The organism is Cohnella herbarum (assembly GCF_012849095.1).
Taxonomy (GTDB): Bacteria; Bacillota; Bacilli; order Paenibacillales; family Paenibacillaceae; genus Cohnella; species Cohnella herbarum.
This window is the reverse complement of the sequence record NZ_CP051681.1, coordinates 1-19,331: the sequence shown is the minus strand read 5'-3', so window position 1 is coordinate 19,331 and position 19,331 is coordinate 1. Positions and strand designations below refer to the sequence as shown.

Here is a 19,331-nt window from a genome sequence, read left to right as displayed (position 1 = left end):
AGATTGTTCAATATAATTAAAGAAACATTTAACTACTTTATGAGGAGTTCGCGATGATCAGTTATAAACCATTACTAAAATTGCTGATAGATAGGGAAATAAAGAAGCAGGATTTATTGAAAATGACTGGGATTTCTTCTGCAACAATGGCAAAGTTAAACACAAATGAATATGTTTCTTTAGAAGTAATTGATAAAATTTGTTCAGCACTAAATTGTCAACCTGGTGATTTGTTGGAGTATATTCCTGAACGAATGAAGGAAGAAAGAACCTAAAAGAAAGTAAAGATGTGTGGGGAAATTCAAAGAAGGACCCCGTCGGCCTACGGGATGTTTAGTGAATAATTTATTTGAAAGTTTAATGAACACCACATATGGCGCATCGATGGAGACACTATTTTGGACGATTCTTGCCAGATCTTCAGCAATTTGTTCAGGGCTTGAATCTATTTGCGAAGAATCATACGGAAGTTGCAATTCAAGTAAAGCGGGCTTTCATTCGATCTCGAGTGAAGGCCCGTATTTTATGCCGCCCCGATTGACAATAAAAAATCGCCATTTTATGATGAGGTTAATTTCACGTTCCATGTGCAAGAGTATGCTGTAGCCAAAAAAAGATCGGGGGGCGCAGGATATGATCCATTTTGACGGCAAGAAATTTCATTACGACACTAGGTACTGGGATCATCCACAGCAGTATACCTCTATCAGTCTTTACCAAATCGGGGACTTGAGCTGTCTCGGCGGATTTGAAGTCGGCAACCATATTCAGCCTTGTTACGAGATCAGTTATATTTTGTCCGGTAAAGGCGACTTTTACGTAGATGGTAAGCGCTTCCCCGTCGAGAAGGGCGATCTCTTCCTCTGCCTGCCGGATCAGTGCCACAATTTGATCGCGGATAACGAAGACCCGTTCCGCTACTTGTACTTGGCTTTTTATTTCAATTCAAACCTTGGGATGGACAACCCGTACCCGAACATTCAGAAGACGCTAGATCAGGTGACGTGCCCCCGCGTGAAGGACGCGTTTTCGATCGAGTTGTCTTTTACCGCGCTGCTTAAGGAGCTGCATTACCCAACGGATTTTTCCCAGCAGATGCTGGAAACATATATGACGCAAATTATTATTTTGACGCACCGTAATTTCCAGAAGTCCGATACGGTTATGCGCAAGCCGCATACGACCGACCAATTCGGCAACGAAACGGTGTATTCGGTCCTCTCTTACATTGAAAACCAAATCTACGACATTACAAGTCTGACGGAAATCGCGGATCGGCTCAACTACAGCTACTCCCATCTGTCCTACATTTTCTCGAACGAGATCGGCATGTCGTTGCAGACTTATTATAATCAGAAGCGAATCGATACGGCCGAGCGGCTGCTGCGCGAAACGACGTTGTCTATTAACGATATCGCGTTAAAGCTGCGGTACCAGTCTATTCATTCCTTCAGCAAGGCATTCAAAAAGGTAACAGGAATGGCGCCGAGCCAGTACCGAATGATCGGTTGACAGCACACGCACCGGCCAGCTTCATAAATTTGAACAAATTAATCGAATATAGAAACAAATACAATGAATCTTTCGAATGGTACGATGAAACCCAGATGACGGTTGAACAATTCAGCCGATCATCGGGGTTTTTTTTGTTAGGGGGATGCTTGTGGACAAAATAAAAGTCGGAATAATCGGCGCGGGTACGATCGGGCACTGTCATGTAGCCGCCTATCGGAAACGCGCTGACGTCGATGTCGTTGCGGTATGCGATAGTAATCGCGACAGGGCAGAGCAGTTCGCCCGCCAGTACGAAATTTCCCGCGTTTATGACGATTACCGGACAATGCTCGAGGAAGCCGCTCCGGATGCGGTGTCGGTATGCGTTTGGAACAGCCTTCACGCGTCCGTCTCGATCGATGCGCTGAACGGCGGCGCGCACGTGCTATGCGAGAAGCCGCTGGCCGTAAGCGCCACGCAGGCGGTGGAGATGCAGTTGACAGCAGAGCGGTTCGGCCGCGTGCTGATGCCGGGTTTTTGCACGCGATACGAAGAAGGCGTCAAGCTGCTGAAAAACGCCGTGGACGAAAACAGGCTCGGCCAGCTGTATTATGTGAAAGCGGTTTATTTGCGCCGTCACGGCAACCCCGGCGGATGGTTCGCGGACAACAACCGATCCGGGGGCGGGCCGGTCATCGATCTCGGTGTGCACGTGCTTGATCTCGCCCGATTTATCGCCGGCGGGCAGGCCGTCTCGGTATATGCCGTCACCCACAAAATGCCGGACGAGCAGGTGGCCTCCAACGCGCCGCATATGAGCGCCGACAGCGGGCAAATTCACGATGTCGAAGATTTTGCCTCCGCGCTGATCCGGATGGACAACGGTGTGACGATCCAGTTCGAGACGAGTTGGAATCACCACGTCGAATCGGATGTGTTCCAGCTCGAAGTGTTCGGCAGGAAGGGCGGCGCGACGGCATACCCGAAAGTGCGTATCGCAACGGACGATTTCGGCGTCGCCTGCAATATCCAGCCGCTGCATTCGAACAACGAGCATAATCCCAATTACGATTTCGACGAGGAAATCTCCCACTTTATCCAGGTGATCAAAGGTGCCGAACAGCCGATCGTGACCGCCGAAGATGGCGTGGAGTGTATGCGCATTACGGATGCGATCTACGAATCGGCAAATGAGCAGAGAGAAATCAGGATAACGAGATAGAATGGGAACCTAAAGAAAGGCGGAGGAACCGGAATGAAACTGAGCGTAAGCATGTGGACTTTTCAGGAACTGATATACGGTGGAGCGATGGACTTCGCCGCGTTCGCCGAATACTGCGCCTCGCGCGGTGTTAGGAACGTCGAACTGCTCGATTTTTTTGTGCTCGACAAGTTGGACGAATGTATGGCCGTCATGGATAAGCTAGGGCTTTCACCCGCCGTATGGTCGATTTGCAACGATTTCGTTCAGCCGGACGAAACGAAACGCCTCGAGCAAATCAATTACATGATCCGACAAATCGATATCGCCAAGCAGATCGGCACGCCCGTCATGCGTGTATTTTCCGGGGACGTCAAGGACGAAGTTGCGTTCGAAGACAGCATGGCTTCGATCACAGCTTGTTACGCGCCTTGCATCCGGTACGCGGAACATGCCGGGATCAAGCTTTGTCTGGAAAATCACGGCGTGTTCGCCGCTCGCAGCGGAGAGGTGACCGAGCTGCTGGATTCGTATCGGTCGCCGGCATTCCGGTCGACGTTCGATACCGCCAATTTTCTATTCGTCGACGAAGCGCCTGAGGTAGCGGCAGAGCGGCTGAAAGGCCGGGTAGATCTGCTGCATCTGAAAGACTACCGCCACTCGGCTCAAGAAGGCGAAGGCTGGCCATCGCTGAACAAGGTGTGGTATACGGGCTGTCCGCTCGGTCAAGGCGATATTCCGTTCGATAGCGTCATTCGGACGCTCCGGTCGGGCGGTTTCGACGGAACAGCTTCAATTGAATTGGAATGCGACGATCCGATCGCATCCTGCGACGAGAGTATCGCTTTCCTGAGGAGAGCCGGGTATGCAGAGTAGCTACTTTCGCGTTTTGTGGAAAGATGTGGTCAAGGACAAATGGCTGTATCTATTTCTCGCTCCTAGCATCATCTTGGTATTCGTATTTAGCTATGTTCCGCTCTACGGCATCGTGCTCGCTTTCAAAAACTATAACGGCCTTACTTCCATTATGGAAAGCAAGTGGGTCGGGCTGAAATATTTCGAGCTGATTTTGAAGGATCCTCTTATTCCCCGGGCTTTCATGAATACCGTGAAGCTTGGCGTGTTTTCCCTGCTGTTCTGCTTCCCGGCCCCGATATTGCTGGCGCTTATCTTCAACGAGTTGAAGCAGGGCAAGTTCAAAAAATTCGCGCAGTCCGTTTCTTATTTGCCGTACTTTATTTCCACGGTTATCATCGTCGGGATGATGAAGGAAATTCTTGCGATTGACGGCGTCGTCAACCATTTTCTGCGATCGATCGGCCTGCAAGCGATCAATTTCATGAGCGATGCTTCGAGCTTTCGGACGATCTACATCAGCTCCGAGATTTGGACGGGGATCGGCTGGGGCAGCATCCTGTACCTGGCCGCCATATCTTCCATCCCGGACGAGATGTACGAAGCGGCCACGATGGACGGGGCGAATCGCTTGCAAAAAATTCGCCATATCACTTTCCCGGCGCTACTTCCGGTCATCAGCATCCAGTTCATATTGTCCGTCGGCTTGCTGCTCGGGGCGTCTTTCGAAAAGATTATTTTGATGTACTCCCCGGCAACGTACGAAACGGCGGATATTCTGGCGACCTACGTATATCGAAACGGCTTGCAAAACGCTAACTACAGCTACGGCGTAGCCGTCGGGCTCGTCAATTCGGTCCTATCGTTCCTGTTGGTGTTTTTCGCCAACAAGGTCATGAGAAGATTGACCGGGTATTCTTTCTGGTGACCAGAAGCTTCGGAAAGGAATGGATTTGAAAATGCGGAACTATGCCGAACACCGATCGGATCTCGTGGTAAGGGCGGTTGCTCTGATTGCCTCGCTGCTTATGATTTTCGTCATGCTGTACCCGTTTATTTATATCGTGGCCGTATCTTTCAGCAAAAACGAATACGTCACGATGGGAATGGTCACCTGGCTACCGAAGGGGTTTAATCTGAACGCCTACCGAGTCGCTTTGTCCGACCCGCTAATTATTAGAGGATATATCAACACGATCTTCTATACGTCTGCGGGCACGGTGCTGTCCGTCGGGCTGACGCTCCTCACCGCATACCCGCTGGCGATTAAGCAGTTCAGGGGCAAAAAGCCGTTTTTGATCTTTCTGACGTTTACGATGTACTTTTCAGGGGGCTTGATCCCTTATTACATGCTTGTCCAAAACCTGCACATGAAAGACACGCTTTGGGCATTAATACTGCCCGGCGTCTCCGTCTGGTACATCATTATTTGCCGTACCTTTTTCCAGGCGAACATTCCGATCGAACTGCGAGAATCGGCGCTAATGGACGGAGCGAACGACTTGACGATTCTTACCCGGATTTACACGCCGCTGTCGAAACCGATTTTGGCTACGCTCAGCTTGTGGCTCATCGTCGGGCATTGGAACTCCTGGTTTAACGCCATGCTGTTTATCGAAAATCAAAACTTGTATCCACTGCAGTTGGTCGTGCGAAAGGTATTGATCACTTTCGAGCCCACGAGCCATATGCGCAGCATTATCGCTGCGTATAAACCGGCGGGGGTCAGCGAGCAGACGGTTCGCAGCGCAATTATCGTCGTTACGATACTGCCGATCGTCATGATCTACCCGTTCTTGCAAAAGTATTTCGTCAAAGGGATTATGATCGGCGCGATCAAAGGCTGAAACCGCAGTGCGGCGCCGATCTGACCGCATATTGAACAAGCGAACAGAGAAGGGAAGGGTAAATGTGAAAAAACGGAGTTTCATGTTTCTGATTGCGACCGTGCTGTTATTCGCCACGGTGGGGTGCCAGAGTTCCAAATCCGGATCGAACGCAAGCCCGGCAGCCGGTAAAACGTTCGAACCGCTGAGCTTTCCGCTCAAAGATCCGGTAACGATGAAAGTATTTTCCTGGTATCAAGGGGACTTTAACCCGGAAAACCCGCTCGTCAAGGAGTTTGAGCGTCTGACCAATATCAAGCTTGACTACAACGCGCCCGCCGACGGGTACGCAGAGAAGCAGTCGCTCATTCTGGCGTCCCCATCGGGCGACTGGCCGGATGTTATGCTGCTCGGCGCTTCGGGCGGACGCGAAGTGAACGAGATTAGCCAAATGTACGGTCAGGCAGGAAAGTTCGTGAAAATCAGCGATTATCTCGATAAGCTGCCGAACTTGAAAGCTTATTACGATCAATATCCGGAAGCGAGAACGCTTTTTGAGGACGGAAAAGGAGACACGTACATTTTCCCTTATTTGTATCCGTACAAGACGGTGCCGACCGGATTTTTCTATAACGCGAAAGCGTTCGAAGCCGTCGGACTGGACGCGCCGAAGACGGTGGACGACATCTACGATGCGGCCAAAAAGCTGAAGGAGAAATTCCCGACCTCTTATCCGGTAACTTCATACACCATTCCTGAAACGCTGACCGTCTGGAGCAGAGTATTCAGCACTTCGTCCACGCTGGCTTTTGATCAGGAACAAGGTAAGTATATCTTCGGTCCGTTCACTCCCGAATATCGCCAGATGCTGGAGTTTCTGCACAAGCTGTTTGCGGAGAAATTGTACGATCCGCAGTTTCCGCAGTATACGTTCGCAGGCGACGACTGGCGCCAGACTTTGGCAACCGAGAAAAGCTTCATAACGGAAAGCTACGTGTGGGAAATGCAGTACGAGAATACCGCCAAAAGCGTAAACGTCATCGCCAAAAATATGAACCTGCAAGACAAGGTGCAATTCAAATATATTCCGCCGCTCAGCGCGAACGGGAAGCCGTCCAAATATCGGGGTTTGACGACGGTTAGCCCGTCGTACGGCATGGTCATCAATGCGAATTCGCCGTACGTCAACGAAGCGCTCGCGCTGCTTGACTGGCAGTTGGGCGAAGATTTCTTCCGCTTGCTCGGTTACGGCATCGAAGGGGTCACTTATGAGATGAAAGACGGCCAGCCTGTGTTCATGGATAACATTACGACGACGGACGAACCGGGCAAAACGCCATTGAACGATTCCATGAGCTTTTACGCAGGACTCAACATTTACGAAATCTATCCCGATCCGTACGGTTGGAAAACGAATCTCGAGAAGTTCACCGGTTACACGATGGAAGAGATGGGCGAGTTCGCGGCATGGCCGGACAGCTGGATGGTCCGCTTCGATCAGGAGAAGAAGGATGAGCATGCGCTCGCGTTGACGCCTTCGACGACGTTGGTGGATGAAATGTCTTATAAATTCATTACCGGAAAAGCTTCGTTCGACGATTACGACAAGTTTATCGAAACGTTGAAAGGCTACGGCATCGAGAAAGTCGTCGACGATTACAACAAGTTTTATCAGGAAAACGTGAAAAAATAAGGCCGTTTGCCCAAGCCCGCATCGGTTCGATGCGGGCTTGTACGCCTCAAGAAGGAAGGACGACATGCGAGCGATCGGCATTGATATTGGCGGCACGAAAATTGCCGTGGGATTAGTGGACGACGGAAAAATCGTGAAGCGGCACGTCATCACCAACCGCTTCTTCGGCGAGCCGCAGCGGATGGTCGCGGCGATCGGCAAAGCGATCGCCAGGCTGCGGGCTGCGGACGGCAGTAGTATGGTCGCGGTGGATGACCGCGTGGGCGATGGCGATGGCGATGGAAGTAGTGGGGCGATTGGCGTCGGCGATGCTGGGCACGAGGCTGCCGGCAGCGGCGATATTGCCGGAATTGGCGTTGGATGCCCGGGATGGGTCGTCGACGGCATTGTGTACGATGCGGTTAATCTCGGCATAAGCAAGTTTGCGCTGGAAGATGTGCTAGCCGAAGTTAGCGGTTTGCCGACGCGGGCTGAGAATGATGCCCGGACAGCGCTGCTATGCGAACGAAGATACGGCACGCTGCAAGGGAGCGTAAACGGAGCGACGGTGACGTTTGGCACCGGCATCGGCGGGGCGCTTATGCTGGAGCGCCGCTTGTACCGCGGCAGCTTCGGTTGCGCCGGTGAAATCGGGCATTTGACGTTAAGCGGCAGCGACGAGCCTTGTCCATGCGGGAAAATTGGCTGCTTCGAGCGGACTGCATCCGTGACCGCGCTTGTGCAGCTGGCGAAGAGGCATGGGCTGAAAGCGGAAGACGGGCTGGCGGTATGTGCGCTCGCTAAGGCCGGAGACGAGGTGGCGATCGATGTGCTGGAACGTTATACGGATGCTGCGGCCAAAGGCGTCATCGAGCTTGTCATGCTGCTCGATCTCGATACAGTCGTCATCGGCGGAGCGATATCCCGTCAGCGCAAGTTGTTCGTCGACTCGCTGCGGAAGAAAGTTAATTTGCATCTGCCGCGCTGCCGGGTGACACCCGCCGCATTCGCGAATGACGCTGGCATCATCGGTGCGGTAGAGCTAGTCAGCAAAGGAGATGCAAGGCAACGTGCGAGCGACGAGATTTTATAATGCGACTTTGGTGACAGGGACGGGTGTTTTTCGCAATGCGGCTTTTGTCGTGGCGAACGGCCGGTTTACCGAAATCACCGGGGCTGCCGGGGCAATAGGTGCAGATGACATTGACCGGGATGACCGAGCAAACAAGGATTCCCTCGCATACTGCGATCTCGGCGGGCAGATCGTTGTTCCCGGTTTTATCGACACGCATATTCACGGTGTGAAGGGCTGCGATTTCGAAGATCCCGACTGCGATTTTGCGGCAGGTGCCCGGCTGCTGAGGATGACAGGTACGACCTCGTTTTTTGCGACGATATCGCCATTCACCCCTTTCGGCGCACGCAAGCCGCCTTATCGCACGTTGACTTGCGAGGGGCTGGAGGGATTTCATCTGGAAGGCCCGTATCTTAACCCGGCGAAGCAAGGCGGATTTTACAAAGGGCAAATACGGCCTTACGACGAAGCTGAAGCAGATGACATCATCCGGTCATTCCGGGGTGCGATCCGCATCGTCACTGCCGCGCCGGAATGTGTAGACCTCCCGTCGCTGGCCGCGCTTTCGCATAAGCACGGGTTCGCGTTGTCAGTCGGCCATACGGATGCGGATTACGATACCGCGCTTGAGGCGTTTGGCGCCGGCTTCTCTCGCGCGACCCATCTGTTTAACGCTATGCGCACCTTCGATCACCGCGAGCCAGGCGTACTGGACGCCGCGTTGCTGGATGATCGGGTGCACTGCGAACTTATCGCGGATTTGCGCCATCTTTCCCCGCAAGCGCTTAAGCTTGCGCTCCGGCTGAAGCCGATCGGTACGCTGACGGCGATTACCGACAGCGTATGCCCGGATGCCCCCGGCATTACGGTGCGCGGTTCGGTTGCCTACAAGGGGGACACGGTGTACGGCTCGCAAAGCACGATGTACGAGCTGTTCCGGCACTTGACTGGGCCGCTGCTTGCAGTGCCGCTTGCAGACGCCGTTAGGCTGACTTCGGTTAACGCCGGCAAAGCGCTTGATCTAGACGTCGGCGACATCGTCCCGGGCATGCGGGCGAACTTCATCGTGATGGACAGCGATTACCGGATTGAAACCGTTTATACGGCTTCCGATTTCGGCACGAATTAATAAAACCTGTCAGGGACGGCCCTGACGGGTTTTTGATACCTGACCGATGCGAATAGCGGACATATTGAAAGTTTGGCTCGTTTTGTTATGGGAGAATGGTTCATGAAGTCTGAAGAAGAAGGAGCGTGCATCTTTTGTTCAAGATATTGACTCTCATCTTCGTCATTCAGATCGTGTATGTGTCGGCCTTCACCTTGCGCATGATTCTGACGATCAAGGGGCAGAAGTATATCGCTGCGCTCATCAGCACGGCTGAAGTGACGATCTACGTGCTGGGACTGAATATGGTGTTGTCTCATCTGGATCAAGCCGCCAGTCTGGCGGTTTATGCGATCGGCTATGCTCTGGGCGTGCTGGCCGGTTCGTGGATCGAGCAGAAGCTGGCGCTCGGCTACGTCACCCTGAAGGTAATCAGCAATAATCCGGAACCAAGGCTTGCGATGGTTCTTCGCGACGCTGGTTACGGCGTGACGACATGGCTCGGTTCCGGTAGGGACGGCGACCGTCTTGTGATGGAGATTTTGACCAGGCGCAAAAACCAGAAGCAACTGCACGACCGTATTATCGAGCTAGACCCCAAGGCGTTCGTTATTTTTCACGAGCCTAGTTTGATTCGCGGCGGCTTCTGGGCAGGGGCGGTCAAGTAATGACCGACGTCCGCAAACGTCAATTTTGTCGGAGGAAAATACGAGCTAACCTAGCCCGATAGAATCGTAAGTGACCACGACGCGTAACTACTCAGGTCCCATAAAAAAAATCCGTGGAGGCGATATCCTTTGAAATAATTCCTATGCTTATTGTCGAACTCTAAATAGAGAGAGACGACGAGGTCGGAACGGATGAAACCCAGTACGGAACATATCTAGTAAAATACGTAAAACTCGAAACGGGTCGTCGTGCATTCAATTGTGAAAAGAGATTTGATTCGGCTTAAAAGAACATACTCAAACAAGCCTACCTCAAGACAGAAGCTTTATGGTAAAATGTTCCTTATGTGACGAGCTTATTCCTTATAAAATGGCGTCCGACTTTTCAACACACCGTAAATAATGCGCAAAAGCTTGTTGGAAGTGGCGACAATGGCAACTTTGGCTAGCTTGTTTTGAGAACGTTTTAACTGATAATATTTCGATAGAATCTCATTTCGTGGAAAGTTCACTTGCTTCGAAATACCGGCAACGGTAGCTTGATAGAGAGCGGTAAGGAGGCATGAAGAGCCCCTCTTCGAAATGTGATTTTGACTGGTCTTAAAGGTTCCCAACTCGTAAACAGATGAATCCAGCCCGGTAAAAGCGGTCAACTGTTTAGCGGTAGGGAACCTTTTTATATCCCCAATTTCCGCAAGGATAGTCGCTGCAGACTCCCTAACCGCATCGCGACCGCCCTTCGGCTTAAGGGAGTTGGACGTCGTGAATACAAGAATGTTATGCGAAATCTTTGTAAATCAGTGGTTCAAAGAAGGGGCCAACTTCAGCTAAACCATATTCACGCTTCGGCCATCCGGCCCTAAGTCCGGCAGAAGTTAGAAGTTAAATCGGAGAGGAATTTCAGTCTAGAGGAAGCATTTTCAGCCGGACAAATCCATTCCCCAAAGATAGGAGCTTTAGGGGAATGGACGTCGCGGCTAAGACAACGTTTTCGGAAATTAATGCAAATCTGAATTCAAAACTATATTGTATGTAGGATTGTATTAAAACGACAAATACATTTCTGGAGAAGGTGTCTTCATGGAAAAGAAGTCTGCAAATAGATCAATCATTATTAACGCTGGCGAAGTTGGCGTCGCCATTTCGGAAGACATGGATAAGAATGTTGTTCATAAGACAAACAGCTTCTATTGGGATACAAAAGGCAATGACTTTTTAAGAGCAATCGTGCTTCCTTACTATGGAGCGTTTATCTCAGAAGAAAATTGCCAGCTTTTTGGCGATATTTCAGGGAAAAAGTTATTGGAGATCGGCTGCGGCAACGGTCAATCCTTGCAATATCAAGCGGAACGCAATGCATCTGAACTATGGGCAGTGGATATATCGGAAAGACAAATCGAAAAGGCAGCGCAGCATTTAGAGTCATTCGGTGTATCGGCAAAATTGATCTGTTCTCCCATGGAAGAAGAATGCGGCATACCTGCGGATTATTTTGACTATGTTTACTCGATTTATGCCATCGGTTGGACAACCGACCTTGAGGGTACCTTTGGCCGGATCGCTTCTTACCTTAAAAGAGACGGTGTATTTATCTTCAGCTGGTCTCACCCCATACACAGATGTGTCACTGAAGATAATGGTAGGTTTGTTTTTAAAAAGAGCTATTTCGATGAATCTTGGTATCCAGTAGCTGTTGAAGGTGAACTACTATTAGCGGACCGTAAGCTATCAACCTATGTGAACGCGTTGGCGAAAGCGGGATTTGTGGTTGAGCAAATGATTGAGCAAACGGATGAAGAGATTATGCAATCGAGAGACGATAACAGCGATATAGCAAAGAGAGCAAAGATACTCCCTGTAACTTTTGTGATTAAGGCAAGGAAACTATAACATCTGGTGTCAAAGCAAATTTTACATAAAGATCATTAGTTGAATCGAGAAGACATTGATATCCGATAACACCATATTCACGTATAGGACGGTGCTCCTCGGTCCGGTAGTAGTTAGAAGTGCATTCGAAGTGGCATTTCAGCAGCAGGGAAGCGAGTTCAGCCGGACACATCCGCACCGACTAACCGTATCGCTGTCGGCTCCTCCGGAGCCTTAAGTCGGTGGGACGTCGAGGATATGACAGCGTTATGTGAAATAGATGCAAAGACTAAAGGAGTGAAAAAATATGCAACTCTATGCCGTTAAGTTCGGCGAATCTTTTTTGAACACTAAATATATCTATCGTGATGTATTTTCTGAAGAATTAATTCGTATCTCATGGTCTTACTACATAGCTAAATATAATAATAAAACGATATTATTTGATGTTGGATTTCGTGACCCCGTTATTGCAAAAAATTGGGGAATAGATCTTATTAATGTCGATAAAGAAATTAAGCATATATTTAACTCTAATCATGTTGATGTTGTTTTTATTACTCATAGTCATTTTGATCACATCGATAATATTGATTTGTTTCCTGACTCACAAATAGTTATTGGTTACGATGAGTATCTACATGCCTTAAAAAATGGGAGTCTAACTGTAAAGGAAAGGCTTCTCAAAGAAAATGTAATTACAGTCAAAGATGAAATAATAATTGATAATAAATTTAATTTCAAAGTCATAGGGGGGCATACAATCGGTTCATCAGTAATCTACTTGGAACACAATGAAAAGAATTATGTAATTACTGGAGATGAATGCTACAAGTGCGAAAATCTGATTACGAAAAAACCGATTGGCATCTATTCGAATACAGAAAAAAATGAATCTTTTATTAACGATGCTTTTAATAAGGGATGTATTCCATTGCCCTATCATGACTTAACCATTTTTCAAACTTACAAGGAAATTTCAAGAAATATTGTTCAGATCCTTTAATGAGAATCTCAAGGAAAGCAACTACAGCATCTAACATCATATTCACGCATTGGCCCTCGGTCAGGCCGAAGGATTTCGGTGAATCAGAGTGGCAGGACGTCATGAAATACAAGACGTTATAAGAATTCGGCGAAAGGACTTATGTACAATAATGAATAAGAGCAATTACGTTGATCGAATTAACAATGTATTCGTATTAATTGAAACAAACTAAATGACAAGTTAACACTCGACTCTATGGCAGAAGCTGCCCATTTTTCGAAGTATCACTTTTCAAGAGTTTTTACGGCAATGGTAGGAATGACACCTTTAGCTTATTTGACTAAAGCAAGGTTAGATAAATCAATACATTATTTGGCTGATGCTCAAAAAACAATACTCGAGATTTCCATTTTGTGCGGCTTTGAATCAGCCTCAAATTTTAATGCTGCTTTTAAAAAGCAATTCAATAAAACGCCAAGTGAAGTTAGAAAAAATCTAAACAAAGATAGCAATATTTCTCTATTTCTTGGCAATATGCAAGAAGATGAATCAAATTCTTCTCGTTATGATGAAAGTATTAAAAACAACTTTCTGAGGAGGATTTGGCAAATGAATGTTTCAATTAAAGAACTACCTGAGTATGAGATTGCATTCGTAAGACATATTGGTAGCTACTTGGATACTTATAAGGCATGGCAGAAATTAGGCGAATGGACAAGTAAGCATCTGTTTGTACCCTCCGGAACAATATTTCATTGGAATTTCTTTAGACAATCCAATGTAACGGAAGAAAACGAATGCCGTTATGACGCATGTGTGACATTACCATACTCGTTCATCAAAGATAATAATTCCGATGTTCAAATCAGGAAACTGCCAGGCGGACTTTATGGATTGTATAACTTTTTATGACACCATCGATAAGCTAGGTATTGTATATCAAAGCATTTTCGGTCAATGGCTACCGAATAGCGAGTTTGATCCAGATGATAGAGATTGCCTTGAATTCTGTATGAATAATCCATTTGAGGATCCGGAAGGGAAAGCGAAAGTCGATTTATACATACCTATTAAAGCGAGAGATTAAATGAAAGCATTAAAAGTTGCCGGCATCTTATAAAACCATATTCACGTATCGGGCCATTCGACGCTCGATCCGGACCGGAGTTAGGCGGGTTCAATGCCATTATGCAATATGATAATTAAAAATAAACGAGTCAGGCATATAGGATCATGCCTGACTCGTTTATTTTTGCAAAGCATCTAAATTGTAATAAAACTAGCACACACACTAAGTTGACAATAAAAATCTAATGCCATTATATTATAGACAGGCAGTCGGTCAGTAAATTAAGGATGTGTAAAATGAGAGTTGTAAAAGAAGCCGAGGAACGTAGGAATGAAATACTTGATGCTGCGGACGAGCTATTCGGTTCGAAAGGCTTTGACGGCACAAGTACAACAGATATTCTCGAAAAGGTCGGAATTGCGCGGGGAACGCTGTATTATCACTTCAAGTCGAAGGAGGTAATTATGGACGGACTGATTGAGCGGTATAATGTCCGCTTGCTAAGTGCGGCGCAGGAAATTGCTGCAGATCAGAGCATACCCGTAGTCGAGCGCATTATCCGCGTTGTTATGGCACTGAACCTAAGTGGCGGTAGCAGCAAGGAAATTATGGAGCATATACACAAGCCGCAGAACGCGCTTATGCATCAGAAAATACAAAGGGTCATAATCAACGGCGTTACGCCGATACTGACGGGAATAATCCGCGAGGGCATTCAGTTGGGACTGTTCAGCACCCCGTTCGCGTATGAAACCATGGAAATGATTGTGATTTATGCGAATACCATTTTTGATGATGATATGGTTACAATGACGGACGAGGAGCGTGTTTCACGCATACAGGCATTTGTTTTCAACGCAGAAAGGCTGCTTGGTGCCGAAACGGGAAGTCTTATGTACGTAATGCAGATGTTCGGCAGCGGAAATCAAGGCAGCAATGAATAGTTCGGGGAATCCTTCGGTAATTCTGTCTAACTAAAAATCAGTCAAAATGCTTGCGATAAGAGGTGGCTTATGTATACCAGATTAATCCGCAATGACATTCTAAAGAGCAAAATGATAACGCTGACGACCATGATATTTGTCGCTGCCGCATCAATGCTTGTTTCACTCGCGGCGATACTCGTCGTCAATCTTACGGGTGCGCTGGATACGCTAATGACGCAAGCGAAAACTCCGCATTTTATGCAGATGCATGCTGGTGACATTGATACTGCGCGGCTTACAGCTTTTGCAGAGCAGAACAGCAATGTCGATGAATTTCAAGTGGTTGAATTTCTGAACATTGACGGGGCTCAATTTACATTTGGTGATAAGTCGCTTGCGAACAGCGTTCAAGACAACGGTTTAAGCGTACAGAGCGAAAAATTCGATTATCTTCTTGATCTTGACGGAAACGTCATCAAAGTATCAGACGGCGATATTCATGTTCCGGTAAGTTATATGAAGGATAACACTGCAAAGATCGGTGACAAGGCCGTAATAAGCGGAAAAGAATTTACCGTTGCGGGTTTTCTCCGCGATTCAACAATGAATTCTTCGCTTTCCGCCTCAAAGCGATTTCTAGTCAGCAGCAGTGACTATGCGGAAATAAAAAACCTTGGAAGCCCAGAGTATCTGATTGAGTTCAGATTAAAAGATTTGTCGGCGATAGGCTCATTTGAAACCGCTTATGCCTCCGCAGGTCTTGAGGCGAACGGACCATCGGTTACATATTCGCTTTTTAGAATGATGAATGCAATTTCCGACGGGATGATGATTGGGGTTATCCTTCTGGTAAGCCTGCTTGTCGTTACCATCGCGTTCATGTGCATACGTTTTACGCTCCTTGCGAAAATCGAAGACGATTATCGCGAAATTGGTGTTATGAAAGCTATAGGGCTGCGCATCTCCGACATCAAGAAGATTTATTTAGCGAAATACGCGGCAATTGCGGCTGCAGGCTCTATTCTCGGTTTTGCTCTTTCGTTTGTAATTAAAGGCATGCTTCTTGAAAATATACGGCTTTATATGGGCGAAAGCAAAAATTCTTCATTTGCCGCGGTTTTAGGAATCATCGGCATATTGCTTGTATTCCTTGCCATCATTGCCTATGTAAACGGAGTGTTGAAACGCTTTCGGAAAATATCCGCCGCAGAAGCCATACGTTTTGGGAATTCGCAGGAAAAGACAGCCGGCACAAAAACGTTTTACCCTAAGCGGAAACAGGATATTTAACACGAATATTTTTCTCGGTATTAAAGATGTTCTTTCAAGAAAACGGCTTTACGCCACAATGCTTGCTGTTCTGGTGATTTCGGCATTTATCATGATTGTTCCGCAGAACCTGTACAGCACGATTTCCTCAAAAAGCTTCATCGGCTATATGGGAATTGAAACTACGATCTGCGCATACAGGTCGGCAATATCGATAATATCTCTGAAAAAGTCGCTGATATCGTAGAGACGATGAGAAGCGATCAAGACATTTCAAAGGTTGTCGTCCTTACAACAAAAACATTCAAAGCAAAGATGGAAAACGGATCGGAGGAAAATATCAAAATTGAACTCGGCGACCATTCGATATTTCCTATCGAATATTCCAAGGGCAAAGCACCTGCCACAGATGACGAAATTGCGCTTTCGACTATATACGCCGATGAAATGAGCAAAAAGGTCGGCGATGTCATTACGCTGGTTATTGAGGGAAGGAGATAGATCTCATAGTTAGCGGAATCTATTCCGACATTACCAACGGCGGCAAAAACCGCCAAGGCCGTATTCACCGACAAATCGGTCGGTAATATGTGGAACATTGTCAGCGCCGAACTTTCGGATAAATCCCTTGTTGAAGCGAAGGTTGCGGAATATGCAGACAAGTTTGATTTTGCAAAGACTTCAGATGTTGATGAATTCGTTACGCAGACCCTCGGCTCGACAATAAGTTCCGTCCAAACGGCCTCCTACTCCGCAATTGCAGTTGCACTGGTTTAAACGGTGCTTGTTACGCTGTTATTTATGAAAATGCTTGTCGCAAAGGATAGATATTCCATTGCAGTCATGAAAAGCGTTTGGTTTTACAAACTCGGATATTAAGAAGCAGTTTGTTTCGCGTTCGATATTCGTTCTGATTGTCGGAATTGTTCTTGGTACGATTCTAGCTAACACTCTCGGAGAGATGCTGGCGAGTCTAGTTATCTCTACGTTTGGAGCCTCGAAGTTTAACTTTGCGGTTAATCCGCTTTCGGCGTATTTGCTTAGTCCGCTGATGATGATTATCGCGGTACTTCTCGCAACAACGATCGGCACATCGCGCGCGGGACAAATAAAAATATCCGAACATATAAAGGAGTAGTCGCATGAAAAAAATAATTATCGTGACAGAATCGTAAAATCTTTCGGCGAGGGCGATGAAAAGCGCAATGTTCTTGACGGAGGTGTCCGTTGAGATTAACGATGGAGAGTTCGTTGCGGTCATGGGACCTTCGGGCTCCGGTAAATCAACGCTGATGTTTGCGCTGAGCGGAACAGATAACGTTAATGGCGGGAAGGTCGTATTTGACGGTAAGGATCTATCGGCTGCCTCTGAGAATGAGCTATCGGATATACGCAGAACATCAATGGGATTTGTTTTCCAGCAGCCGACGATGCTCAAAAATCTGAATATCCTCGATAACATCATTCTTCCGTCCATGCGCGACAATCGAAAAAACGTCGCGGAAATTTCGGGAAAAAGCTAGATCACTTATGAAAAGAGTAGGCATTGCAGAGCTTGAAAATCGCGACATTACACAGGTTTCGGGAGGTCAGCTTCAGCGTACGGGAATATGCCGAGCGCTTATGAACAGCCCGAAAATCATTTTCGGTGACGAACCTACGGGTGCGCTCAACTCAAAATCCGCGCAGGAGATTATGGACATATTTTCCGAAATCAACGCGGACGGAACTTCGGTTATGTTTTGTAACTCACGACGCAAAGGTTGCGGCACGGACGGAGCGTATTATGTTTATGCGTGACGGAAAAATCGTGTGCGAGTTGAAGCTTCCGAAGTTTGACGGGACGGATATGGATGGCAGGGTCGAGAAAGTAACGGTGAAAATGTTGGAAATAGGTGTATAATTTGTTTCACAGTCAATACCGATGTATAGGATTTCACTACATAACGGGAGGAATCCTATTTTGATTACTATAAGAGCGATTAATAAGAGTAATTGGGAAGAATGCATTCAATTGAAACCTAGCCAAGATCAAGAAAGTTATATTGTCTCTAATCTATATTCCATTGCGGAAGCACAATTTTTGTCTGGATTTATCACAAAAGCAATTTATTTTGAAGAGAATCTTGTTGGATTTTCAATGTATGGATTAGACTCTGACGATGGTAACTACTGGATTTATAGATTTATGATTGATGGTCGTTTTCAAGGACGTGGATATGGCGAACAGGCTATGAAGTTGATTATTAATGATATTCAAACTAAAGAAGATCGAACAGATGTTATTTTACTAGGGTATAAGTCAGATAATGCGTCCGCTAGGAAACTTTATTCTAAAGTGGGTTTTGAAGAACAAGGAATGGCTCCTTGGGGAGAAGTGCTAGCGAAGTATAGTTTTTAGTAAGTTAATCAACTTCGTTCCTTTAAGGTGGTGGGACGTAAAAAGGAGTTCTCATATTTGCGGTGATTGAAGCCACTGAGAAAGAAATTAGAATTTATTTCAGAACAGGAATTGCCGATATGATTTTCAACGATCTTAAGCTTCCTATAGCTGCAGGTACACCGGATCCAGATCATTTGATCCTACTCGTGGACAGTGATGATAATGTGCTAGAGAAAAGCGGAATTTGGAGTAACCTCAAGGCGATGAAGGCAGGAAATGTCTATCGAATGACAAGCAGACAAATTATAACGAAGCATTTTTTGCAATCGGCAAGCAATCGGTCTTGGAGCAGATTTCGGGTGATATCCTGAAACATACGAAAAAATAGATTGAGTCGGTATAAAAGAACATACTCAAATAAACCTATCTCAAGATAGAAGTTTTATGGTAAAATGTTCCTTATGTGACGAGCTTAATCCATACAAAAAGGCGTTCGACTGTTCCGAATCCCATAGATCACGCGTAAAAGCTTGTTGGCAGATGTGACAATGGTAACTTTGCCCGGCTTGCCTTGAGAACGTTTTAACTGATTGGCCTTAAAGGTTCCCGACTCGTAAACAGATGAATCCAGCCCTGCAAAAGCGGTCAACTGTTTAACGGAAGGGAACCTTTTTATATCCCCAATTTCTGCATAAGTGAATTTATTGGAGGACTTCAGAGAAATGGTTAAAAGATCCTGGCAGTCACTATCATTTTATTGGCTATTATTTTTATAGTAGTAATTCTTTCAAACTCTTATGAAGAACCTTTGGAGCACGTGATGGTTGATAGCTATGGTCAGCCAATGATTGATTTTGAATTGAATAATACAGACTCAAAATTATATTCAGTAACTAGTGATTCAGGAAAACCAAAACTATTAAATTTT

At 46.9% G+C, this 19,331-nt stretch carries 17 protein-coding genes and 4 pseudogenes; 19 read left to right on the top strand and 2 right to left on the bottom strand.

Translation table 11 applies throughout. The annotated features are described in order from the left end of the window. The first annotated feature begins 53 nt into the window (after positions 1-53). The 10 genes from HH215_RS35180 to HH215_RS35135 all read left to right on the top strand — a co-directional run bounded on the left by HH215_RS35180 (position 54) and on the right by HH215_RS35135 (position 9,899). A complete protein-coding gene (locus HH215_RS35180; protein ID WP_169279566.1) occupies positions 54-275 on the top strand; it encodes a helix-turn-helix domain-containing protein in 222 nt (73 codons plus the stop codon). A 358-nt stretch (positions 276-633) separates the two neighbouring features. Then, the gene (locus HH215_RS35175) at positions 634-1,512 is read left to right on the top strand and encodes an AraC family transcriptional regulator (RefSeq protein WP_169279565.1); all 879 of its coding nucleotides are present in this window, start codon (positions 634-636) and stop codon (positions 1,510-1,512) included. Between the two features lie 151 nt (positions 1,513-1,663). Then, positions 1,664-2,716 (top strand): Gfo/Idh/MocA family protein, encoded by a 1,053-nt coding sequence (locus tag HH215_RS35170; RefSeq protein WP_169279564.1) that lies wholly within the window; start codon positions 1,664-1,666, stop codon positions 2,714-2,716. 33 nt (positions 2,717-2,749) lie between these two features. Continuing rightward, on the top strand, positions 2,750-3,571 hold the full coding sequence (locus HH215_RS35165) for a sugar phosphate isomerase/epimerase family protein (RefSeq protein ID WP_169279563.1): 822 nt from the start codon (positions 2,750-2,752) through the stop codon (positions 3,569-3,571). Continuing rightward, a complete protein-coding gene (locus HH215_RS35160; RefSeq protein ID WP_169279562.1) occupies positions 3,561-4,478 on the top strand; it encodes an ABC transporter permease in 918 nt (305 codons plus the stop codon). Before HH215_RS35165 ends, HH215_RS35160 begins: the two co-directional genes overlap by 11 nt. A gap of 19 nt (positions 4,479-4,497) precedes the next feature. After that, positions 4,498-5,397 carry a carbohydrate ABC transporter permease gene (locus HH215_RS35155; protein ID WP_254450422.1) on the top strand — a complete coding sequence of 300 codons (900 nt, stop codon included), beginning with the start codon at positions 4,498-4,500 and terminating at the stop codon, positions 5,395-5,397. 64 nt (positions 5,398-5,461) lie between these two features. Next, a complete protein-coding gene (locus tag HH215_RS35150) occupies positions 5,462-7,069 on the top strand; it encodes an extracellular solute-binding protein (RefSeq protein WP_169279561.1) in 1,608 nt (535 codons plus the stop codon). A 64-nt stretch (positions 7,070-7,133) separates the two neighbouring features. Further along, positions 7,134-8,141, top strand: a complete 1,008-nt coding sequence (locus tag HH215_RS35145; RefSeq protein WP_169279560.1) for an ROK family protein — start codon at positions 7,134-7,136, stop codon at positions 8,139-8,141. Then, positions 8,119-9,252, top strand: coding sequence for an N-acetylglucosamine-6-phosphate deacetylase (locus HH215_RS35140; protein ID WP_169279559.1), 1,134 nt, complete (start codon positions 8,119-8,121; stop codon positions 9,250-9,252). The genes HH215_RS35145 and HH215_RS35140 overlap by 23 nt, the downstream gene beginning before the upstream one ends. Before the next feature lie 134 nt (positions 9,253-9,386). Then, on the top strand, positions 9,387-9,899 hold the full coding sequence (locus HH215_RS35135) for a DUF2179 domain-containing protein (protein ID WP_169279558.1): 513 nt from the start codon (positions 9,387-9,389) through the stop codon (positions 9,897-9,899). A gap of 356 nt (positions 9,900-10,255) precedes the next feature. Here the strand turns inward: HH215_RS35135 and HH215_RS35130 are convergent. Continuing rightward, positions 10,256-10,612 (bottom strand): annotated as a pseudogene (locus HH215_RS35130) (transposase); the annotation flags it as partial. Positions 10,613-10,979: 367 nt separating this feature from the next. Here HH215_RS35130 and HH215_RS35125 point away from each other — a divergent pair. The 9 genes and pseudogenes from HH215_RS35125 (at position 10,980) to HH215_RS35085 (ending at position 18,774) form a co-directional block, all read left to right on the top strand. Further along, entirely contained in the window at positions 10,980-11,789 is an 810-nt protein-coding gene (locus HH215_RS35125) for a class I SAM-dependent methyltransferase (RefSeq protein WP_169279557.1), read from the top strand. 286 nt (positions 11,790-12,075) lie between these two features. After that, complete coding sequence (locus HH215_RS35120) at positions 12,076-12,774, top strand: MBL fold metallo-hydrolase (protein ID WP_169279556.1); 699 nt, start codon at positions 12,076-12,078, stop codon at positions 12,772-12,774. A 291-nt stretch (positions 12,775-13,065) separates the two neighbouring features. Next, positions 13,066-13,668: an AraC family transcriptional regulator gene (locus tag HH215_RS36635; RefSeq protein WP_254450651.1), complete on the top strand. Its 603-nt coding sequence runs from the start codon at positions 13,066-13,068 to the stop codon at positions 13,666-13,668. Then, positions 13,613-13,843 carry a GyrI-like domain-containing protein gene (locus HH215_RS36630; RefSeq protein ID WP_310735627.1) on the top strand — a complete coding sequence of 77 codons (231 nt, stop codon included), beginning with the start codon at positions 13,613-13,615 and terminating at the stop codon, positions 13,841-13,843. Before HH215_RS36635 ends, HH215_RS36630 begins: the two co-directional genes overlap by 56 nt. 278 nt (positions 13,844-14,121) lie before the next feature. Then, complete coding sequence (locus HH215_RS35105; RefSeq protein ID WP_169279554.1) at positions 14,122-14,769, top strand: TetR/AcrR family transcriptional regulator; 648 nt, start codon at positions 14,122-14,124, stop codon at positions 14,767-14,769. Between the two features lie 69 nt (positions 14,770-14,838). Next, positions 14,839-17,158 (top strand): annotated as a pseudogene (locus HH215_RS35100) (ABC transporter permease). 4 nt (positions 17,159-17,162) lie between these two features. Beyond that, a pseudogene (locus HH215_RS35095) lies at positions 17,163-17,923 on the top strand (ABC transporter ATP-binding protein). Positions 17,924-17,983: 60 nt separating this feature from the next. Continuing rightward, a complete protein-coding gene (locus tag HH215_RS35090) occupies positions 17,984-18,421 on the top strand; it encodes a GNAT family N-acetyltransferase (RefSeq protein WP_169279551.1) in 438 nt (145 codons plus the stop codon). Between the two features lie 62 nt (positions 18,422-18,483). Beyond that, positions 18,484-18,774, top strand: a complete 291-nt coding sequence (locus HH215_RS35085) for a hypothetical protein (protein WP_174887715.1) — start codon at positions 18,484-18,486, stop codon at positions 18,772-18,774. 101 nt (positions 18,775-18,875) lie between these two features. On the opposite strand, the pseudogene HH215_RS35080 reads toward HH215_RS35085, so the two are convergent. Continuing rightward, a pseudogene (locus tag HH215_RS35080) lies at positions 18,876-19,094 on the bottom strand (transposase); the annotation flags it as partial. Positions 19,095-19,331: the final 237 nt, after the last annotated feature.

Coding starts and splice junctions, on each gene's coding strand:
- HH215_RS35180 (WP_169279566.1), top strand. CDS start 54: ATGATCAGTTATAAACCATTACTAAAATTGCTGATAGATAGGGAAATA.
- HH215_RS35175 (WP_169279565.1), top strand. CDS start 634: ATGATCCATTTTGACGGCAAGAAATTTCATTACGACACTAGGTACTGG.
- HH215_RS35165 (WP_169279563.1), top strand. CDS start 2,750: ATGAAACTGAGCGTAAGCATGTGGACTTTTCAGGAACTGATATACGGT.
- HH215_RS35160 (WP_169279562.1), top strand. CDS start 3,561: ATGCAGAGTAGCTACTTTCGCGTTTTGTGGAAAGATGTGGTCAAGGAC.
- HH215_RS35155 (WP_254450422.1), top strand. CDS start 4,498: ATGGATTTGAAAATGCGGAACTATGCCGAACACCGATCGGATCTCGTG.
- HH215_RS35145 (WP_169279560.1), top strand. CDS start 7,134: ATGCGAGCGATCGGCATTGATATTGGCGGCACGAAAATTGCCGTGGGA.
- HH215_RS35125 (WP_169279557.1), top strand. CDS start 10,980: ATGGAAAAGAAGTCTGCAAATAGATCAATCATTATTAACGCTGGCGAA.
- HH215_RS35120 (WP_169279556.1), top strand. CDS start 12,076: ATGCAACTCTATGCCGTTAAGTTCGGCGAATCTTTTTTGAACACTAAA.
- HH215_RS36635 (WP_254450651.1), top strand. CDS start 13,066: ATGGTAGGAATGACACCTTTAGCTTATTTGACTAAAGCAAGGTTAGAT.
- HH215_RS36630 (WP_310735627.1), top strand. CDS start 13,613: ATGTTCAAATCAGGAAACTGCCAGGCGGACTTTATGGATTGTATAACT.
- HH215_RS35105 (WP_169279554.1), top strand. CDS start 14,122: ATGAGAGTTGTAAAAGAAGCCGAGGAACGTAGGAATGAAATACTTGAT.